Below are 16,591 nucleotides of genomic sequence, written 5' to 3' on the forward strand. Positions count from 1 at the left end.
GCCGACACGCGTCTGCGTGGCGGGATGAGTCTTTTCAGCCCAAAGACTTGGGCTGGCTGGATTCCTGTGACAAGCACAGGAATGAGGGAGGTGGTGATCGGCCTCAACTCTTGCTGCATTCGCCAAACTCCAACCACAGCCGGTGCACACCGCCGCTGCCGTTCAGGGAATAAACCCATGTTTCAGAACCGGGCCGAAGCGCTGGCGCTTGCCTTGCCCGCCGCAATTTTCGCGGCGGCGGTCTTTCTTGTGCCGGTCTTCATCCTGCTGTCGGAGGGTTTTCGCACCGCCGATGGCTGGACATTGGCGGCTTACGCCGATTTCTTCACCGATCCGCTGAACCAGACGGTTTTCCTGCGCACCCTGAAGCTCGGCGCGCTTGTCACCATCGTCTCGGCGGTGGTGGGTTATGCGGCGGCCTTCGCTATCGTCAACCTGTCGCAGGGCGCGAAGGGGCACGTCGTCAATCTGGTCGTGCTGCCGCTGATGATTTCGCCGGTCGCCCGCACCTATGCCTGGATCGTCATTCTGGGTCGAACCGGCATCGTCAATCAGGCGCTGCAGGCCATCGGCCTCAGCGACGGGCCGATCCGTATCCTGTTTTCCGAAACGGCCGTCTTCATCGGCCTTCTGCAATTGTTCCTGCCATTGATGATCATCTCGCTCATCAGCGCGCTTGAGAATATGCCGAAGGATACGATTGCGGCTGCCCGCGTTCTCGGCGCAAGCTGGTTTCAAGTGTTCTGGAAGGTCATCCTGCCGCTCACCAAGGAAGGGCTGGTCGTCGGCGGCACGCTGGTCTTCACCGGTTCGCTGACGGCCTATATCACGCCCGCCATTCTCGGCGGCTCGAAGGTGTTGATGCTGGAAACCCTGCTTTATCAGCAGGTGACGGTTTCCAACAATTTCGTCTCCGCCAGCGTCATCGCCTTCATCCTGATCGTCATGAGCTTTGCCGCCAATATCCTGCTGAAGCGCATCGCCACCGCAAGGAACAAGAAATGACCCGGCAGCTCTTCATTCCGCTCACGCTTCTTCTTGTCGTCGGTTTCCTGATCGGGCCGTTCCTCATCATCGTCGCGGCCTCGTTTTCGGCCGGCGATACGCTCGCCTTTCCGCCGCAGGGTTTTTCGCTGAAGTGGATCGCCAAGGTCTTCACCGTGGAAAGTTTTCGCGAAAGCTTTGCCATGTCGATGTTCCTTGCCATCGGCGGCACGTTTGCGGCGCTCATCCTCGGCATTCCCGCTTCTTACGCCATGTCGCGCTACAAGCTGCCTTTTGCAGAGACGGTGCGCACCATCGTTTCCGCGCCGATCATCGTGCCCGGCATCATCGTCGGTCTCGCGCTGCTGCGTTATTTCGTCGTGCCCTTCGGCATCGGCATCACGCTTGCTTTGTTCCTCGCCCACACCGCGCTCATCCTGCCCTATGCCGTGCGGGTGGTGTCGGCCAGCCTCAACAATCTGCGTTCCGATATCGAGGAGGCGGCGGTGCTGCTTGGCTCATCACGGGTCGGGGCGTTTTTCCGCGTGGTGCTGCCGAATATTCGCGGCGGCATTCTCTCAGCCTTCATTCTCGGTTTCGTGACGAGCTTCAACCAGGTGCCCGTGTCGCTGTTCCTGTCCGGCCCCGGCGTTCGCACGCTGCCCATCGATATGCTGGGTTACATGGAAATCGTCTTCGATCCTTCCGTTGCCGCACTCTCCTCGCTGCTCGCCTTCCTTTCCATCGGCATCGTCTTCATGGCCGAACGTTTTCTGGGGTTCTCCCGTTATGTCTGACGCAAATTACCTTTCGCTCAAAAAAGTTTCGCTCGCCTATGGTGGCAATGTCGCCGTCAAGGACCTCGATCTCGATATCCGCAAGGGCGAGCTACTCGCGCTTCTCGGGCCTTCCGGTTGCGGCAAGACCACGACGATGCGCGCCATTGCCGGGCTGATGCCGGTGGCGGGCGGGCGCATCGATCTCGATGGGGCAGACATTACCCGGGTGGCCGCGAACAAGCGTGCCGTCGGGCTGGTGTTCCAGTCCTATGCGCTCTTCCCGCATCTGACGGTTTACGAAAACGTCGCTTTCGGCCTGAAGCTCAAGGGCATGAACGGCAAGGCGCTGGAAGACAAGGTCGCCTCCGGCCTGAAATCGGTGGGCTTGTCCAGCTTCGCCTCGCGCAAGCCTGCGGAGCTTTCCGGCGGCCAGCAGCAGCGCGTGGCGCTGGCGCGCTCCATGGTCATGGAACCGAAGGTGCTCCTGCTCGATGAGCCGCTCTCCAACCTGGATGCGCGTCTCAGGCTCGAAATGCGTACCGAATTGCAGCGCGTGCAGAAGGAGACCGGCGTGACGATGATCTTCGTCACCCATGACCAGATCGAGGCTTTGGCGCTCGCCGACCGTATTGTCGTCATGAAGGGCGGCAAGATTGAGCAGATCGGCACGCCGGAAGATATCTACAACGCGCCGGTTTCGTCCTTCGTGGCGGATTTCGTCGGCTTTGAAAACATCTTCGCGCTGGAAGGCGGCGCGCTCAAAACCGCAAACGGCACGACACCGCTTCCCGGACCAGTCCCTTCAGCATCCGGACTGGCCTGGCGGCCGCGCATGGTCACCCTCGGTTCAGGTCCTTTCCAGGGAACCGTGCGCGGCACCTCCTTTGCCGGCAACAGCCGCGAATATCTGCTCGATACGCCGCTCGGCCCCATCAAGGCGGAAACGGACGCCGCCCTGACCTCCCACACAATCGGCGATACGCTCGCCTTCGACCTGCCGGTCGAAAAGGCGGCAAGCCTCAAGGTGTTCAACTGACCATGGGTGTATGGATCGATACCGATATGGGCTTCGACGACATCGCCGCCATCATGGTGGTGCAATCGTCGGGCCTTGCCATTGACGGCATTTCGCTGGTCTTCGGCAATGCGACGCTTCAGGCGGTCTGCCGCAATGCCGCCGGCGCCGTTGCCGCCTTCGGCTGGTCGATGCCGATCCATCAGGGCCGCGCCATGCCGGTGCTGGGTGCGCTCGAAACCGCGCAATGCATTTTGGGCGATAACGGCATTCCGACCGTCGGCCAAAGCCTGCCGGATGCGCCGGCCCTGCCGAACAGCGATGCCTTTGCCGCGCTCTGCGGCTGGCTGGAGGGGGAAGGCGAGAAGCGCATTCTCGCACTCGGACCGCTCACCAATATTGCCGCCCTGTGCCTTGCCCGGCCCGATCTTGCCGCAAAAATTTCCGATCTGACCTGGATGGGCGGCGGCGTGACCAGCGGCAACCACACGGCCTCGGCCGAATTCAACGCCTTTGCCGATCCGGAAGCGCTGGCCATCGTGCTCTCCCACGGCCTGCCGTTGCGCATGGTCGATCTGGACGCCTGCCGCAAAGTCACCGCCTCGCCGGCCGATGTGCTGCCGATCCGCAATGCCGGTGGTAAAAACGCCGGGCTGATTGCCGATCTGCTGGAAGGTTTCATCGGCATCGCCACCAGCCGTGGCAGAGCCGCCATGGCGCTTTACGATCCCGTGGCCGGCGTCGCATTCGCCTCCGGTCTCATCGGTTGGCGTCATGCGCGGATCGATGTCGAGCTTCAGGCGACGCTGACGCGCGGGCGAACTGTGGTCGAGACGCGCGCTCAGAAAGCGAAAGCCTTCAACGCGCATTTCGCCGAAACGGTGGATGCCGAAGGTGCGAAGACGGCGATTCTCGAGGCGCTGCGCCGGGAGGCCGCCCGATGAACGTGAACTCTTCGACACACGAGCCTGCCGATCTCACCGATGATGCGCTGCGCAGCCGCGCGGTCGCCGCCGCACGCGGCGATGCGCCTTTCGATGTTCTCATCACCGGTGGAACATTGGTGGATGTGGTGACGGGAGAGCTTCGCGCCGCCGATATCGGCATCGTCGGCCCGCTGATCGCCAGCGTGCACGAGCGGGCAAGCCGGAGCGACGCTGCACGGATCATCGATGCGGCAGGCGCCTATGTCTCGCCCGGCCTCATCGACACACATATGCATATCGAAAGCTCGATGGTCACACCGGCCGCTTATGCGGCGGCCGTGGTCGCCCGTGGCGTCACCACCATCGTCTGGGACCCGCATGAATTCGGCAATGTGCATGGTGTGGAAGGGGTGCGCTGGGCGGCGAAATCAATCGAAAACCTGCCCCTGCGCGCCATTCTGCTCGCGCCTTCCTGCGTGCCTTCCGCACCGGGGCTGGAGCGCGGCGGGGCGGATTTCGATGCCGCCATTCTTGCCGATATCCTGTCATGGCCGCAGGTCGGCGGTGTCGCGGAAATCATGAACATGCGCGGCGTCATCGAGCGCGATCCGCGCATGAGCGGTATCGTGCAGGCCGGGCTTGCCTCGGAAAAGCTGGTCTGCGGCCATGCACGCGGCCTGAAGGGCGCCGATCTCAACGCCTTCATGGCGGCTGGCGTTTCTTCCGATCACGAGCTGGTCTCGGGCGAAGACCTGATGACGAAACTGCGGGCAGGAATGACCATCGAGCTGCGCGGCTCGCACGATCACCTGCTGCCGGAATTCGTGGAAGCGCTGAATACGCTCGGCCACCTGCCGCAGACGGTGACACTCTGTACGGACGACGTCTTCCCGGATGACCTGCTGCGGGGCGGTGGGCTTGACGACGTGGTGCGCCGCCTTGTCCGTTATGGCCTGAAGCCCGAATGGGCGCTGCGCGCCGCAACGCTCAATGCCGCGCAAAGGCTCGGCCGTGCCGATCTCGGCCTCATCGCCGCCGGCCGTCGCGCCGATATCGTCGTCTTTGAGGATCTGAGCGGTTTTGCCGCCCGCCACGTTTTGGCCGGGGGCAGGGCGGTTGCGGAAGGCGGGCACATGCTCGTCGACGTTCCGGCCTGCGATGCGGCGGCGCTCGAAGGCTCGATGAAGCTGCCACTGCGCGTAGCCGATGATTTCCGGGTTGCCTGCGAAGGCGCGAAGGTGCGCCTCGCCACCATCGACCGCCCGCGCTTCACGCAATGGGGCGAGGCGGAAGCCGAGGTGAAGGATGGTTTCGTCGTTCCGCCCGAAGGTGCGACGATGATTTCCGTCACCCATCGCCACGGCATGGCCGAGCCGATCACCAGAACCGGCTTCCTCACCGGCTGGGGAAACTGGAACGGCGCCTTCGCCACCACCGTCTCGCATGACAGCCACAACCTCACCGTTTTCGGCGGTAATGAAGACGACATGGCGCTCGCCGCCAATGCGGTGATAAAGGCCGGCGGCGGCATGGCTGTCGCTTCCGAAGGCAAGGTGACCGCACTTCTCCCGTTGCCGCTTTCCGGCCTCGTTTCCGATGCCCCGCTTGAAGACGTGGCAAAGGCTTTCGAAGAATTGCGCGAAGCCGTCGGCAGGGTGGTGGAATGGCAGCCGCCCTATCTCGTCTTCAAGGCCTGCTTCGGCGCCACGCTCGCCTGCAATATCGGCCCGCACCAGACGGATATGGGCATTGCCGATGTGTTGACGGGCAGGGTGATGGAAAGCCCGGTGATTGCCGTTCTCGAATAGCGGCGGCCCGCATCTGCGGGCTGCGGTTTATTCGACGGTGGGCTCATCAGGCGTCTGTGTTTCGCGCGCGGCAATGCGCGCCGCCAACACGAAATTCTTCACCACCGGCGATGTCGTTCCGCGCCGATAGGCGAGCGATATGGAAAGCCGCGGCGGCGGGCCGCTGGAGGGTAATAGGACGATGTTCTGCATTTTGACCTGCGCGACGGATTCCGGAAGGAGGGAAACTCCGAGTTCGGCCGCGACCAGCGACAATATCGAGGCGATTTGCGGTGCCGCCGGCCCGAGGCGCGGCGTGAAACCGGCCTCCTGGCAGGCTTTTATCGATGCATCGTGAAGGCTGGTGCCGACGTTGCGTGGCGTCAGAATGAAAGGGTCGTCGCGCAATTCCATCAGGTCTATGGCGGTGCCGCGCCGCGCGAGCGGATGGGATGCCGGCAGGGCGACCAGAAGCGGTTCGTCGGTGAGCACTTCCTCGAGCAATGTATCGGGATCGAATTGAGAAGGGCGCAAAAGCGCCACGTCCAGCCGATCTTCGAGGAGAGCCGGCGTCAACGCCAGGGCAGCAGCCTCCATCACCTGAAGTTCCACGTCGGGATATTGGCGTCTGTAGGTGCGGATGCAGGCCGGAACCAGAGGGTTGAGCGCCGCCGTGCCGGTAACGCCTATTCTCAGAATGCCGGTTTCGCCGGCCGCCGCCCTGCGTGCGAGCCGGACACCTTCGCCCACCTGATGCGGAATATGGGTCACCGCAGCACGAAAGGCATGGCCCGCCGGTGTCAGTTCCGCGCCATGTGCGAGACGCCGGAAGAGCCGAACGCCGATTTCCTGTTCCAGAACCTTTATCTGCTGGCTGAGCGGCGGCTGCGCGATTCCCAGATGTTCTGCCGCCCGCGTAAAACTGCCTTCATTGGCGATGGCCAGAAAATAGCGGATGTGCCTGAGTTCCATGATATTAGATCCAGATATGATTGGAACGCCTTCCATATATTAGAATGAAAGACGGAGCTGCGCTATAGCTGGGAGCGAAAAGGACAAACCCGATGCGCCAGCTCAAAAAACAGGATTTCACCCCGCCGATCGTCATGACGGAGGAGCCGTCGGATGTGCTCTGGATACGGCAGGGAAGCCGCCAGTTTCGCCGGGCGAGCTGGGCGCTTTTCCTCGCGGGCTTCGCCAGCTTTTCGCTGATCTATTGCGTGCAGCCGCTCTTGCCGGAATTTCCGGCGGAATTCGGCATCAACCCTGCAACCGCATCGCTCGCTTTGTCGCTGACGACGGGAACGCTTGCCTTCGCCATTCTTCTCAGCGGCGCCTTTGCCCAGCTCTTCACCCGCAGAAATCTGATGTTCGTTTCGATGATGCTGGCGGCCATCGCCAATATCATTGCGGCAAGCACGCAAGGCTGGGCATGGCTGCTTGCCGCCCGTGCGCTGGAAGGCTTCGTGCTCGGCGGCGTTCCGGCTGTCGCCATGGCTTATCTTGCCGAGGAGATCGAACCTTCCAGCCTCGGCAAGGCGATGGGGCTTTATGTCGGCGGCACGGCCTTCGGCTCCATGGCGGGGCGTGTCGGCATGGGGCTGGTGTCCGCCTATACCTCCTGGCAGGTGGCAATGTATGCGCTGGGGGCGGTCTGCATCCTCGCGGCCATCGGCTTCCTGCTGCTGCTTCCGCCCTCGCGGAATTTCCGGCCGCAGCACATGCCGCTTAAAAATCATCTGAGAATATGGGTGCAACATCTTGGAAACCCGGAACTTCGGCGGTTCTATTTCCTGGGCGCGATGCTGACGAGCGTGTTCACCACCGTTTTCAACTATTGCGCCTTTCGCCTCGTCGCGCCGCCTTACGAATTGGGCCGCACCGCCGTCAGCATGATTTTCCTGACCTTTGCCCTGGGTATCGTCGCGTCCTCCTATGGCGGCGCGCTGGTCGACCGGTTCAGCCGACGGATCATGCTGGTGGTTGCCTTTTCCACCATTCTTGCCGGTATCCTGCTCACATTCGCCTCAAGCATCATCCTCATCGTGGCGGGGATTGCGGCGATAACCGTCGGATTTTTCATCGGGCATTCGGCTGCCAGCAGCGGAGTGGGGGCCAATGCGGGCGCCGCCAAAAGCCATGCTTCCGCGCTTTATCTGCTGTTTTATTATTGCGGAGCGAGCATCACCGGCTGGGTCGGCGGCTGGTTCTGGATCCATGCCGGCTGGCCCGGCATCATGGCGATTACCGCCGGCTGCGCGCTTGCCGGAATTTTAGCCAGCCTCGCTCGCCCCGGTGCCCGGATCGTCTGAGGGCGTCGCCGTCACTCCGCCGCCAGTTCCTGCTCCACCAGCGTCGCCCAGAACGCCACGCCCGGCACGATGGCCGCATCGTTGAAGTCGTAGGAGGTGTTGTGGTGCAGCGCGCCATCCACCGCCGGGCCGTTGCCCAGCCAGACGTAGCAGCCGGGCGCTTCGCCCGCGAAGAAGGCAAAATCGTCGCCGGCGGTCGAGGGCGGGAAGGCGTTGCGGGTCCGGTTGCCGAAGACGGTTCTTGCGGCGCGCAGCGCCCGTTTCGTCGCATCCGCCTCGTTGATGACGGGTGGAATCCGGCGGATGAATTCGTAATGCGCCTCGATGCCGAACATTGCCGCCGTGCCCTTCGCCAGCCTGCCGATTTCCGCTTCGAGCTGGTCGCGCACGTCAGCCGCATAAGCGCGCGCCGTGCCGCCGATTTCGACGAGATCGGGAATGACGTTGAGCGCCTTCGGGTCGCCCGCCTGCACCGAACAGGCGCTGACCACGGCGGGTTGCAGCGGATCGACGACGCGGCCGACGATGGTTTGCAGCGAGGCGAGGAAGGTGCCCGCCGCCGTTACCGGATCGCGGCCGAGATGCGGCTTGGCGCCGTGGGTGCCAATGCCTTTGAACGTCACGCGCCAGCTATCGGAAGAGGCGAGCTGCGGGCCTTCCACCACTGCCATTTCGTCGATGCCGAGCCCCGGCATATTATGCAGGCCATAGACCGCATCGCAGGGAAACAGGGTGAAAAGCCCGTCCTCCACCATTTTTTTCGCGCCGCCGCGGCCTTCTTCCGCCGGCTGGAAAATGAAATGCACGGTGCCGGAAAAATCGCGGGTCTTTGCGAGGTAACGCGCAGCACCCAGCAGCATGGCGGTGTGGCCGTCATGGCCGCAGGCATGCATTTTTCCGGGAAATTTCGATTTATAGGGCCGGTCGGGAACTTCCGGCATGGCAAGCGCATCCATATCGGCGCGCAGGCCGATGCTGCGGGTGCCGTTGCCCACCTGCAGCGTGGCGACCACGCCGGTGCCGCCGAGACCGCGATGCACCTTCAGCCCGGCACGCTCGAGAAGATCGGCGACGATGGCGCTGGTTCTTTCCTCTTCAAAACCCAGTTCGGGATGCGCGTGCAGGTCGTGGCGAAGCTCCGTCAGGAATGGCAGGTCCTCGCCGATGCGGTCCAGCAGTCTCATGGGCAGCTTGTCCTTGAATATGGGAAAAACCCGCGTCATAGGTGGGTTCATCCGAATGCCTGTTGCTTTTTTCTCTTCTAGAGCATTTCCAGCAAAAGTGTGTAGCGGAAAAAGCCAATGAAATGAACCCGCAGCGTCTCTGTGGTTGCTAAAATGACTAATCTGCCGAACGGGATTGGCGCGGCTGAAAACCGCCTCCGCCTTGCGCCATCCCGGTTCTGAAAGGAAAAACCGATGCCGTCATCCGCATCGCCTGCCGCCCATTCTCCCGCCGCGCCGCATGAGTTCTGGCAGGAGATCCATCCGCGCCGCAGCTTCGAAACGGCAGGCCCGCATTCCGCCTTCTTTCCAGCGGCGCTGGATGATGGAAGGCAGATATGTCTGCCGATAAGGCCGCTGGCGGATGGCGAACATGCGCTCGCCTCGCTCATCGTCAATCAGGCCTCTTTTGAGGTGCTCGAGGCGCTGGCGGCCGATCTCGCCGCACAGCTTCTTCCCTTCAAGCCCGATGTCGTCATCGGCCTGCCGACGCTGGGACTGACGCTCGCCGCCGCCGTTGCCCGGCATCTCGGCCATTCCCGTTACGTGCCGCTCGGCACCTCGCGCAAATTCTGGTATCTGGAGGAATTGTCGGTGCCGATGTCCTCCATCACCACAAGGCAGGAAAAACGGCTCTATATCGATCCGCGCATGCTGCCGCTCATCGAGAACCGGCGGGTGGCGCTGGTGGATGATGTCATCTCCAGCGGCAGCTCCATCATAGCAGGTCTTTCGCTTCTCGCCGCCTCCGGCATTCGGCCCGCCGTCATCGGCGCGGCCATGCTGCAATCGGATCGCTGGCGGGAAAAAATCGCCGCTTTCGGGCCGGAGTGGCCGGAGCGGGTGAGGGGTGTTTTTTCAACGCCGCTGCTCACGAAAGCGGAAGGCGGCTGGCGCGCCTGACGAAGCGCAAATTCCGGCAAAAGGCAAGTGGTGATAATTTCACCGCTGCCTAATTTGTGTCTTGCGAAGCTCGAAGAGATCGTCCTAAGATCGCCCCCGACAGACAATAGCGGTCGGCGAACTATGCGCCGGTTTGCTTTCGCGCGGTGTCATCCCGGCGTCTGCCCGCCCCCGTTTTGTTCTTTCCGATGACTGGAATTTCTTCCCATGCACGCAGTGTTCGACGGTCATAATGATGTGCTGCTTAGGTTGTGGCGCAACAGCAAGGCCGGCGCCGATCCGGTGGCCGAATTCAGGAACGGCACACGCGAAGGCCATATAGATGGCCCGCGTGCGAGGGCAGGCGGCCTCGGCGGCGGCATCTGCGCGATCTATATTCCCTCCGGCGATCTCATCCTTCAGGAACCGGATGAAAGCGGCCATTACAACACGCCGCTCGCCTCCCCACTGGAGCGGCAGCCCTCGCTCGATATCGCCATGGAAAAGGCGGCGATTGCGCTGAGGCTGGACCGCGCCGGCGCGTGGCGGCTTTGCCGCTCCACGGCCGATATCCGCAAGGCCTTTGCCGAGGATATCTTCGCCGCCGTGCTGCATATGGAAGGCTGCGAGGCGATCGGGGGCGATCTCGATGCGCTGGAGGTGTTTTACGCCGCCGGCCTGCGCTCGCTCGGCCCGGTCTGGAGCCGGCACAATATCTTCGGCCATGGCGTTCCTTTCTCTTATCCCATGTCTCCCGATACGGCGCCCGGCCTCACCGACGCCGGTTTTGCGCTGGTGAAGGAATGCAACAGGCTCGGCATTCTCATCGATCTCGCGCATATCACCGAAAAAGGCTTCTGGGATGTGGCGAAGACCACCAACCAGCCGCTGATCGCCAGCCATTCCAATGCGCATGCGCTTACCCCGGTGGCCCGCAATCTCACCGACAAGCAGATGGATGCCATCAGGGAAAGCGGCGGGCTGGTGGGGCTTAATTATGCCGTGACCATGCTGCGCGCGGATGCGCGCGACATTGCCGATACGCCGCTTTCCGACATGGTGCGCCATATCGATTACATGGTGGAGCGCATGGGCATCGATTGCGTGGCGCTGGGATCGGACTTCGACGGCGCGACGATACCCGTCGGCGTTGCCGATGCGAGCGGCAATCACAATCTGGTTGCGGCGCTGAAATCGGCGGGCTACGGTGATGGAGAACTTGCTAAAATATGCCGGGAAAACTGGCTGCGTGTTTTGTCTCAGGCCTGGCACGAGGCGGCCTGAGAAGAGCTGAAGCGAACCAAATCAAGCTTATAACAAAAGGGGAGATCCTATGATCAAATCGCTCAACAAATCCATGCGTATTCTGAGCACCAGCGCCGCTTTGTCGCTGATGATGCTGGCCGCGCCCCATGCTTTTGCCGCAACGCCGGCCGATACGCTGGTCGAAGGTTTCGCCATCGATGACATCATCACGCTCGATCCGGGCGAGGCTTTCGAACTTTCCGCCGCCGAAGTCACCGGCAACACCTACAGCAAGCTGGTTTCCATCGATCTCAACGACACGTCCAAGGTGATCGGCGATCTGGCCGAAAGCTGGACGACCTCCGAGGACGGCCTGACTTATACATTCAAGCTGAAATCCGGCCTGAAATTCGCCTCCGGCAATCCGGTCACGGCCGATGATGTGGCCTTCTCCTTCGAACGCGCCGTGAAGCTCGACAAGTCGCCGGCATTCCTGCTGACCCAGTTCGGTCTCAGCGGTGATAACGTCACCGAAAAGGCGAAGGCTGCGGATGCGAACACCTTCGTTCTGACGGTCGACAAGCCCTATGCGCCGAGCTTCGTGCTGAACGTGCTGACCGCAACCGTCGCTTCGGTGGTCGACAAGAAATTCGTGACGGAAAAGGCCAAGTCGGTTACGCCGAGCGCCGATTACAAATACGATACCGATTTCGGCAACGAGTTCCTGAAGACCGGTTATGCCGGTTCCGGCCCTTACAAAATCCTCGGTTGGAAGGCCAATGAAGCGGTCATCCTCGAGGCCAACCCGAATTATTACGGCGAGAAGCCGAAGCTGAAGCGTGTGGTCTATCGCCACATGAAGGAAAGCTCGGGCCAGCGCCTGGCGCTTGAAAACGGCGATATCGATGTGGCCCGCAACCTCGAGCCGGGCGACATGGAAGCCGTTTCCAAGAAGGAAGGCCTTGCCGTCACCTCCGCGCCGAAGGGCACCGTCTATTATTTCAGCCTCAACCAGAAGAACGAGAACCTGAAGAAGCCCGAGGTCATCGAAGCCTTCAAATATCTGGTCGACTACGATGCCATCGGCGCGACGATCATCAAGGGCATCGGCGAAGTTCACCAGACCTTCCTGCCGAAGGGCCAGCTCGGCGCGCTTGACGAGAACCCCTACAAGCTGGACGTCGCCAAGGCGAAGGAGCTTCTCGCCAAGGGCGGCCTGAAGGACGGCTTTACCGTGTCCATGGATGTGCGCAACACCCAGCCGGTGACCGGCATTGCCGAAAGCGTGCAGCAGACGCTGGCGCAGGCCGGCATCAAGCTGGAAATCATCCCCGGCGACGGCAAGCAGACGCTGACCAAATATCGCGCCCGCACGCATGATATCTACATTGGCCAGTGGGGTTCGGACTATTTCGACCCGAACTCGAATGCGGAAACCTTCACCATCAACTACGACAATTCCGACGAGGGCAAGAACAAGACGCTCGCCTGGCGCAATGCCTGGGACGTTCCCGATCTGACCAAGGAAACCCAGTCGGCGCTTCTGGAGAAGGACAGCGCCAAGCGCGCCGCCATCTATGAAAACCTGCAGAAGGAAGTTCTGGCGAAGGGTCCCTTCGTCATCATCTTCCAGCAGACGGAAGTGGCGGGATATTCCGCCAAGCTGAAGGGCCTGAAGCTCGGACCGAGCTTCGACACCAACTTCGTCTACACCATTTCCAAGGAATGATCCGGAAGGATCGGTCTCTTGAGCATGGTTGAAAGCAACAGCAGGGCGAGGCACGGCAAACGCCGTGCCAATGCCCGCGTGAAAGCCGTTCTCGGCTTCGCCGTCACCGTCATCACCACCTTTCTGGGGCTGATGGCGGTCACATTCTTCATTGGCCGCGTGGTGCCGATCGATCCCGCACTGGCGATCGTCGGCGACCGTGCGCCTGCGCATGTGGTCGAGCGGGTGCGTGAGCAGCTCGGCCTCAACTTGCCGCTCTGGCAGCAGTTCTTTCTTTATCTGAAGCAGGCGCTATCGGGCGATTTCGGCACCTCCGTCCTCACCACCAATCCGGTGATGGAGGATATCAAGCGGGTGTTCCCGGCCACCATCGAGCTTGCCACGCTCGGCACCATCATCGGCGCCGTCTTCGGCATTCCGCTCGGCGTGCTTGCCGCCGTCAAGCGTGGCAGCTTTGCCGACCAGGTGGTGCGCGTCATCGGCCTCATCGGTTACTCCGTGCCGATCTTCTGGCTCGGCCTGCTGGCGCTGCTGGTGTTTTACGCCCGGCTGCAATGGGTCGCCTATCCCGGCCGCATGGATATCGTCTATGAATTCACCTTCACGCCGGTCACGGGCTTCTTCCTGATCGACGCGATCTGGCAGCGGCAATGGGACGTGTTGTGGGACCTGTTCCGCCACATCATCCTGCCAGCCTCTCTGCTCGGCTATTTTTCGCTGGCCTATATCAGCCGCATGACGCGCTCCTTCATGCTGAACGAGCTTAGCCAGGAATATATCGTTGCGGCCCGCGCCAAGGGGCTTTCGGAAACCCGCATCATCTGGTTCCACGCGCTGCGCAACGCCGCCGTGCCGCTGGTGACGGTGATTGCGCTCTCCTATGCCGGTCTGCTCGAAGGTTCGGTGCTGACCGAAACCATCTTCGCCTGGCCGGGGCTTGGCCTCTACATTACCAATTCCCTGCAGAATGCGGATATGAATGCCGTTCTTGGTGGCACCATCGTGATCGGCGCCATCTTCGTCGGCATCAATCTCTTCTCCGATCTGCTTTACCGGACGCTCGATCCAAGGACGCGCAGCCGATGACCCTTTCGACCGATACGATCAAACCCTATAGTCGCGAATGGCTGCTCTCCGACCGGCCGGCCTCGCGCAAGCAGGCGCGGCTTGGCCGCGCCTATGTCATCTGGCGGCGCTTTTCGGAAAACCGTCTGGCGCTGCTCGGGCTGGCCATCATCATCGCGCTGCTGTTCGTGGCGCTGTTTGCCGATGTTCTGGCCCCGCATAACCCGGTGCAGGGCGATCTGCGCAATGCACGGCTGTTGCCGCCCGGCACGGAAGGTTATCTGCTGGGCACCGACGATCAGGGCCGCGATATTCTCTCGCGCCTCATCCACGGTTCGCGGCTGACGCTGTTCGTGGTTCTGCTGGTCGCCATCATCGCGGCCCCCGTCGGCCTCATCGTCGGCACGGTTTCCGGTTATGCCGGCGGCTGGGTGGATGCGGTGCTGATGCGCATCACCGATATCTTCCTTGCCTTTCCGAAGCTCGTTCTGGCGCTGGCGCTGGTCGCGGCGCTTGGGCCGGGCATCGAAAACGCGGTGCTCGCCATCGCGCTCACCTCATGGCCGCCCTATGCGCGCATCGCGCGCGCCGAAACCATGACCTTCCGCAATTCCGATTTCATCGCCGCGGTCAAGCTCATGGGCGCGTCGCCCTTCCGTATCGTGCTGAAGCACGTAATGCCGCTCTGCCTGTCGTCGCTCATCGTGCGCGTGACGCTGGATATGGCCGGCATCATCCTCACTGCCGCCGGTCTCGGCTTCCTCGGTCTCGGCGCACAGCCGCCGCTGCCGGAATGGGGCGCGATGATCGCTTCGGGTCGCCGCTTCATCCTCGATCAATGGTGGGTCGCGGCCATGCCCGGCGTGGCGATCCTCATCGTCAGCCTCGGTTTCAACCTGCTGGGCGATGGCCTGCGCGATGCGCTGGACCCCAAGGAGGCGGGCCAATGAGCGCGCCGCTTCTGACCGTAGAGAATCTCCGCGTGTCCTTTCCCACCCGCACCGGGCTCGTGGAGGCGGTGCGCGGCGTGTCCTTCACGCTCGGGCGCGAGCGTCTCGGCATCGTCGGCGAATCCGGCTCCGGAAAATCGCAGACAGGCCGCGCCATCATGGGGCTGACGCCGAAAAATGCGCGTATCGAGGCGGATGCGCTGCGCTTCGGCGACATCGATCTGCTCAAGGCGTCTGCAAAAGAGCGGCGGATCATGCGCGGCAAGCGCATGGCCATGATCCTGCAGGACCCGAAATATTCGCTGAACCCGGTCATGACCATCGGCCGCCAGATCATGGAAACCCTGCGCACCCATGAAAAGATCGGCGGCAGCGAGGCGCGCCAGCGCACGCTCGCCATGCTCGAAGCCGTGCAGATACGCGACCCGGAACGCGTCTTCGATCTTTACCCGCACGAGGTTTCCGGCGGCATGGGCCAGCGTGTCATGATCGCCATGATGCTGGTCTGCGGCCCGGAACTGTTGATCGCCGACGAACCGACTTCGGCGCTCGATGTGACGGTGCAGCTCGAAGTGCTCGACATTCTCGACAAGCTGGTGCGCGACCGCGGCATGGGGCTGATTTTCGTCAGCCACGATCTGCGCCTCGTCTCGTCTTTCTGCGACCGTGTTCTCGTCATGTATGCCGGCAAGGTGGTGGAAGAGCTGTCTTCCGCCAATCTGAAGGAAGCGAAACACCCCTATACGCAGGGCCTGCTGAACTGCCTGCCGGAGATTGGCGGCCACCGGCATCCGCTGCCGGTTCTGGAACGCAAGCCGGAGTGGCGCGCATGAGTTCAGTTCTTTCCGTTCGCGACATGGTGGTCGATTTCGACGGCTACATCGCGCTCGACAGCGTCAGCATCGATGTGGCCGAGGGTGAATCTTTCGGCATTGTCGGCGAATCCGGTTCCGGCAAATCGACACTGCTGCGCGCCATTGCCGGCCTCAACCATTTTGATGAAGGCTCCTTGATGGTCGCCGGGCGCTCCTATTCCGGCAAGCACCGCGACAAGAGCTTTTATAGCGATGTGCAGATGGTGTTTCAGGACCCCTATGGCTCGCTTCACCCGCGCCAGACGGTGGATGCGCTGCTGCTCGAACCGCTGGTCATCCACGGTCTCGACAATCGCGAAAAGCGCATTGCCCGCGCACTGGATGAAGTCGGTCTCGGTTCCGGCTTCCGCTTCCGGTATTCGCACCAGCTTTCCGGCGGCCAGCGCCAGCGCATCGCCATTGCGCGTGCGCTGATCGTCGAGCCGAAAATCCTGCTGCTGGATGAGCCGACCTCGGCGCTCGACGCCTCCATTCAGGCGGAAATCCTCAACCTGCTGGAACAGGCCCGCAAGGACCGCAATCTCACCTTCGTCATGGTCAGCCACGATCTCGGCGTCATCAGCCATATGTGCGATCGCCTTGCGGTGATGAAAAGCGGCAAGGTGGTGGAAATGCTGGAAGCCGAGGCGCTGGAAAGCCGGGAATTCAGTGCGGATTATACAAGGCAGCTGCTGGTGGCGAGCGAGGGCTTCAAGCGCGCTTGAGGTGCCGCTATAGTCGGGTCAAATGACATCTTCCGTCATTCCGGCCTTGAGCCGGAATCCAGCGACCGCGCGTCTGCGCGGTCAGAGACTCTATTGCGATCAAGGACTTGATCGC

15 protein-coding genes are annotated in these 16,591 nt (G+C 62.0%); 13 read left to right on the forward strand and 2 right to left on the reverse strand.

All coding sequences use genetic code 11. The annotated features are described in order from the left end of the window. Positions 1–177 precede the first annotated feature (177 nt). Genes ACQZ5G_RS20725 through ACQZ5G_RS20745 form a run of 5 tightly spaced genes read left to right on the forward strand, consistent with a single transcriptional unit; the run spans position 178 to position 5,512 of the window. Positions 178–1,005, forward strand: coding sequence for an ABC transporter permease (locus ACQZ5G_RS20725; protein WP_448738252.1), 828 nt, complete (start codon positions 178–180; stop codon positions 1,003–1,005). Next, positions 1,002–1,781: an ABC transporter permease gene (locus ACQZ5G_RS20730; protein WP_065655279.1), complete on the forward strand. Its 780-nt coding sequence runs from the start codon at positions 1,002–1,004 to the stop codon at positions 1,779–1,781. The genes ACQZ5G_RS20725 and ACQZ5G_RS20730 overlap by 4 nt, the downstream gene beginning before the upstream one ends. Then, on the forward strand, positions 1,774–2,799 hold the full coding sequence (locus ACQZ5G_RS20735; protein WP_448738253.1) for an ABC transporter ATP-binding protein: 1,026 nt from the start codon (positions 1,774–1,776) through the stop codon (positions 2,797–2,799). Before ACQZ5G_RS20730 ends, ACQZ5G_RS20735 begins: the two co-directional genes overlap by 8 nt. A gap of 2 nt (positions 2,800–2,801) precedes the next feature. Continuing rightward, entirely contained in the window at positions 2,802–3,722 is a 921-nt protein-coding gene (locus tag ACQZ5G_RS20740) for a nucleoside hydrolase (protein ID WP_448738254.1), read from the forward strand. Next, the gene (locus ACQZ5G_RS20745) at positions 3,719–5,512 is read left to right on the forward strand and encodes an adenine deaminase (protein WP_448738255.1); all 1,794 of its coding nucleotides are present in this window, start codon (positions 3,719–3,721) and stop codon (positions 5,510–5,512) included. Before ACQZ5G_RS20740 ends, ACQZ5G_RS20745 begins: the two co-directional genes overlap by 4 nt. Before the next feature lie 27 nt (positions 5,513–5,539). Here ACQZ5G_RS20745 and ACQZ5G_RS20750 read toward each other — a convergent pair whose 3' ends face one another. Then, on the reverse strand, positions 5,540–6,463 hold the full coding sequence (locus ACQZ5G_RS20750; RefSeq protein ID WP_448738256.1) for a LysR family transcriptional regulator: 924 nt from the start codon (positions 6,461–6,463) through the stop codon (positions 5,540–5,542). 92 nt (positions 6,464–6,555) lie between these two features. Between ACQZ5G_RS20750 and ACQZ5G_RS20755 the strand changes: the two genes are divergently transcribed. Next, on the forward strand, positions 6,556–7,803 hold the full coding sequence (locus ACQZ5G_RS20755; RefSeq protein ID WP_448738257.1) for an MFS transporter: 1,248 nt from the start codon (positions 6,556–6,558) through the stop codon (positions 7,801–7,803). 11 nt (positions 7,804–7,814) lie between these two features. Here the strand turns inward: ACQZ5G_RS20755 and ACQZ5G_RS20760 are convergent, their stop codons facing one another. Continuing rightward, a complete protein-coding gene (locus ACQZ5G_RS20760; RefSeq protein WP_059761247.1) occupies positions 7,815–8,987 on the reverse strand; it encodes a M20 aminoacylase family protein in 1,173 nt (390 codons plus the stop codon). Positions 8,988–9,221: 234 nt separating this feature from the next. Here ACQZ5G_RS20760 and ACQZ5G_RS20765 point away from each other — a divergent pair, with 234 nt between their 5' ends. From ACQZ5G_RS20765 to ACQZ5G_RS20795, 7 genes are all read left to right on the forward strand, one after another. Then, entirely contained in the window at positions 9,222–9,929 is a 708-nt protein-coding gene (locus tag ACQZ5G_RS20765) for a phosphoribosyltransferase (protein ID WP_003523142.1), read from the forward strand. A gap of 207 nt (positions 9,930–10,136) precedes the next feature. Further along, the gene (locus ACQZ5G_RS20770; RefSeq protein ID WP_003523143.1) at positions 10,137–11,192 is read left to right on the forward strand and encodes a dipeptidase; all 1,056 of its coding nucleotides are present in this window, start codon (positions 10,137–10,139) and stop codon (positions 11,190–11,192) included. Between the two features lie 49 nt (positions 11,193–11,241). Next, positions 11,242–12,882: an ABC transporter substrate-binding protein gene (locus ACQZ5G_RS20775; protein WP_448738258.1), complete on the forward strand. Its 1,641-nt coding sequence runs from the start codon at positions 11,242–11,244 to the stop codon at positions 12,880–12,882. Positions 12,883–12,900: 18 nt separating this feature from the next. After that, the gene (locus tag ACQZ5G_RS20780; RefSeq protein WP_035239611.1) at positions 12,901–13,968 is read left to right on the forward strand and encodes an ABC transporter permease subunit; all 1,068 of its coding nucleotides are present in this window, start codon (positions 12,901–12,903) and stop codon (positions 13,966–13,968) included. Beyond that, positions 13,965–14,897 carry an ABC transporter permease gene (locus ACQZ5G_RS20785; protein ID WP_003523147.1) on the forward strand — a complete coding sequence of 311 codons (933 nt, stop codon included), beginning with the start codon at positions 13,965–13,967 and terminating at the stop codon, positions 14,895–14,897. Before ACQZ5G_RS20780 ends, ACQZ5G_RS20785 begins: the two co-directional genes overlap by 4 nt. Further along, positions 14,894–15,730 (forward strand): ABC transporter ATP-binding protein, encoded by an 837-nt coding sequence (locus ACQZ5G_RS20790; RefSeq protein WP_003523148.1) that lies wholly within the window; start codon positions 14,894–14,896, stop codon positions 15,728–15,730. Before ACQZ5G_RS20785 ends, ACQZ5G_RS20790 begins: the two co-directional genes overlap by 4 nt. Next, entirely contained in the window at positions 15,727–16,476 is a 750-nt protein-coding gene (locus tag ACQZ5G_RS20795) for an ABC transporter ATP-binding protein (RefSeq protein WP_448738259.1), read from the forward strand. The genes ACQZ5G_RS20790 and ACQZ5G_RS20795 overlap by 4 nt, the downstream gene beginning before the upstream one ends. The last annotated feature ends 115 nt before the right edge of the window (positions 16,477–16,591 follow it).

It is taken from the genome of Agrobacterium sp. 22-214-1, assembly GCF_053522465.1.

Excerpts from the sequence above, each read along its gene's own strand:
- ACQZ5G_RS20725 (WP_448738252.1), top strand. The coding sequence starts at position 178 with ATGTTTCAGAACCGGGCCGAAGCGCTGGCGCTTGCCTTGCCCGCCGCA.
- ACQZ5G_RS20730 (WP_065655279.1), top strand. The coding sequence starts at position 1,002 with ATGACCCGGCAGCTCTTCATTCCGCTCACGCTTCTTCTTGTCGTCGGT.
- ACQZ5G_RS20735 (WP_448738253.1), top strand. The coding sequence starts at position 1,774 with ATGTCTGACGCAAATTACCTTTCGCTCAAAAAAGTTTCGCTCGCCTAT.
- ACQZ5G_RS20740 (WP_448738254.1), top strand. The coding sequence starts at position 2,802 with ATGGGTGTATGGATCGATACCGATATGGGCTTCGACGACATCGCCGCC.
- ACQZ5G_RS20745 (WP_448738255.1), top strand. The coding sequence starts at position 3,719 with ATGAACGTGAACTCTTCGACACACGAGCCTGCCGATCTCACCGATGAT.
- ACQZ5G_RS20750 (WP_448738256.1), bottom strand. The coding sequence starts at position 6,463 with ATGGAACTCAGGCACATCCGCTATTTTCTGGCCATCGCCAATGAAGGC.
- ACQZ5G_RS20755 (WP_448738257.1), top strand. The coding sequence starts at position 6,556 with ATGCGCCAGCTCAAAAAACAGGATTTCACCCCGCCGATCGTCATGACG.
- ACQZ5G_RS20760 (WP_059761247.1), bottom strand. The coding sequence starts at position 8,987 with ATGAGACTGCTGGACCGCATCGGCGAGGACCTGCCATTCCTGACGGAG.
- ACQZ5G_RS20765 (WP_003523142.1), top strand. The coding sequence starts at position 9,222 with ATGCCGTCATCCGCATCGCCTGCCGCCCATTCTCCCGCCGCGCCGCAT.
- ACQZ5G_RS20770 (WP_003523143.1), top strand. The coding sequence starts at position 10,137 with ATGCACGCAGTGTTCGACGGTCATAATGATGTGCTGCTTAGGTTGTGG.
- ACQZ5G_RS20775 (WP_448738258.1), top strand. The coding sequence starts at position 11,242 with ATGATCAAATCGCTCAACAAATCCATGCGTATTCTGAGCACCAGCGCC.
- ACQZ5G_RS20785 (WP_003523147.1), top strand. The coding sequence starts at position 13,965 with ATGACCCTTTCGACCGATACGATCAAACCCTATAGTCGCGAATGGCTG.
- ACQZ5G_RS20790 (WP_003523148.1), top strand. The coding sequence starts at position 14,894 with ATGAGCGCGCCGCTTCTGACCGTAGAGAATCTCCGCGTGTCCTTTCCC.
- ACQZ5G_RS20795 (WP_448738259.1), top strand. The coding sequence starts at position 15,727 with ATGAGTTCAGTTCTTTCCGTTCGCGACATGGTGGTCGATTTCGACGGC.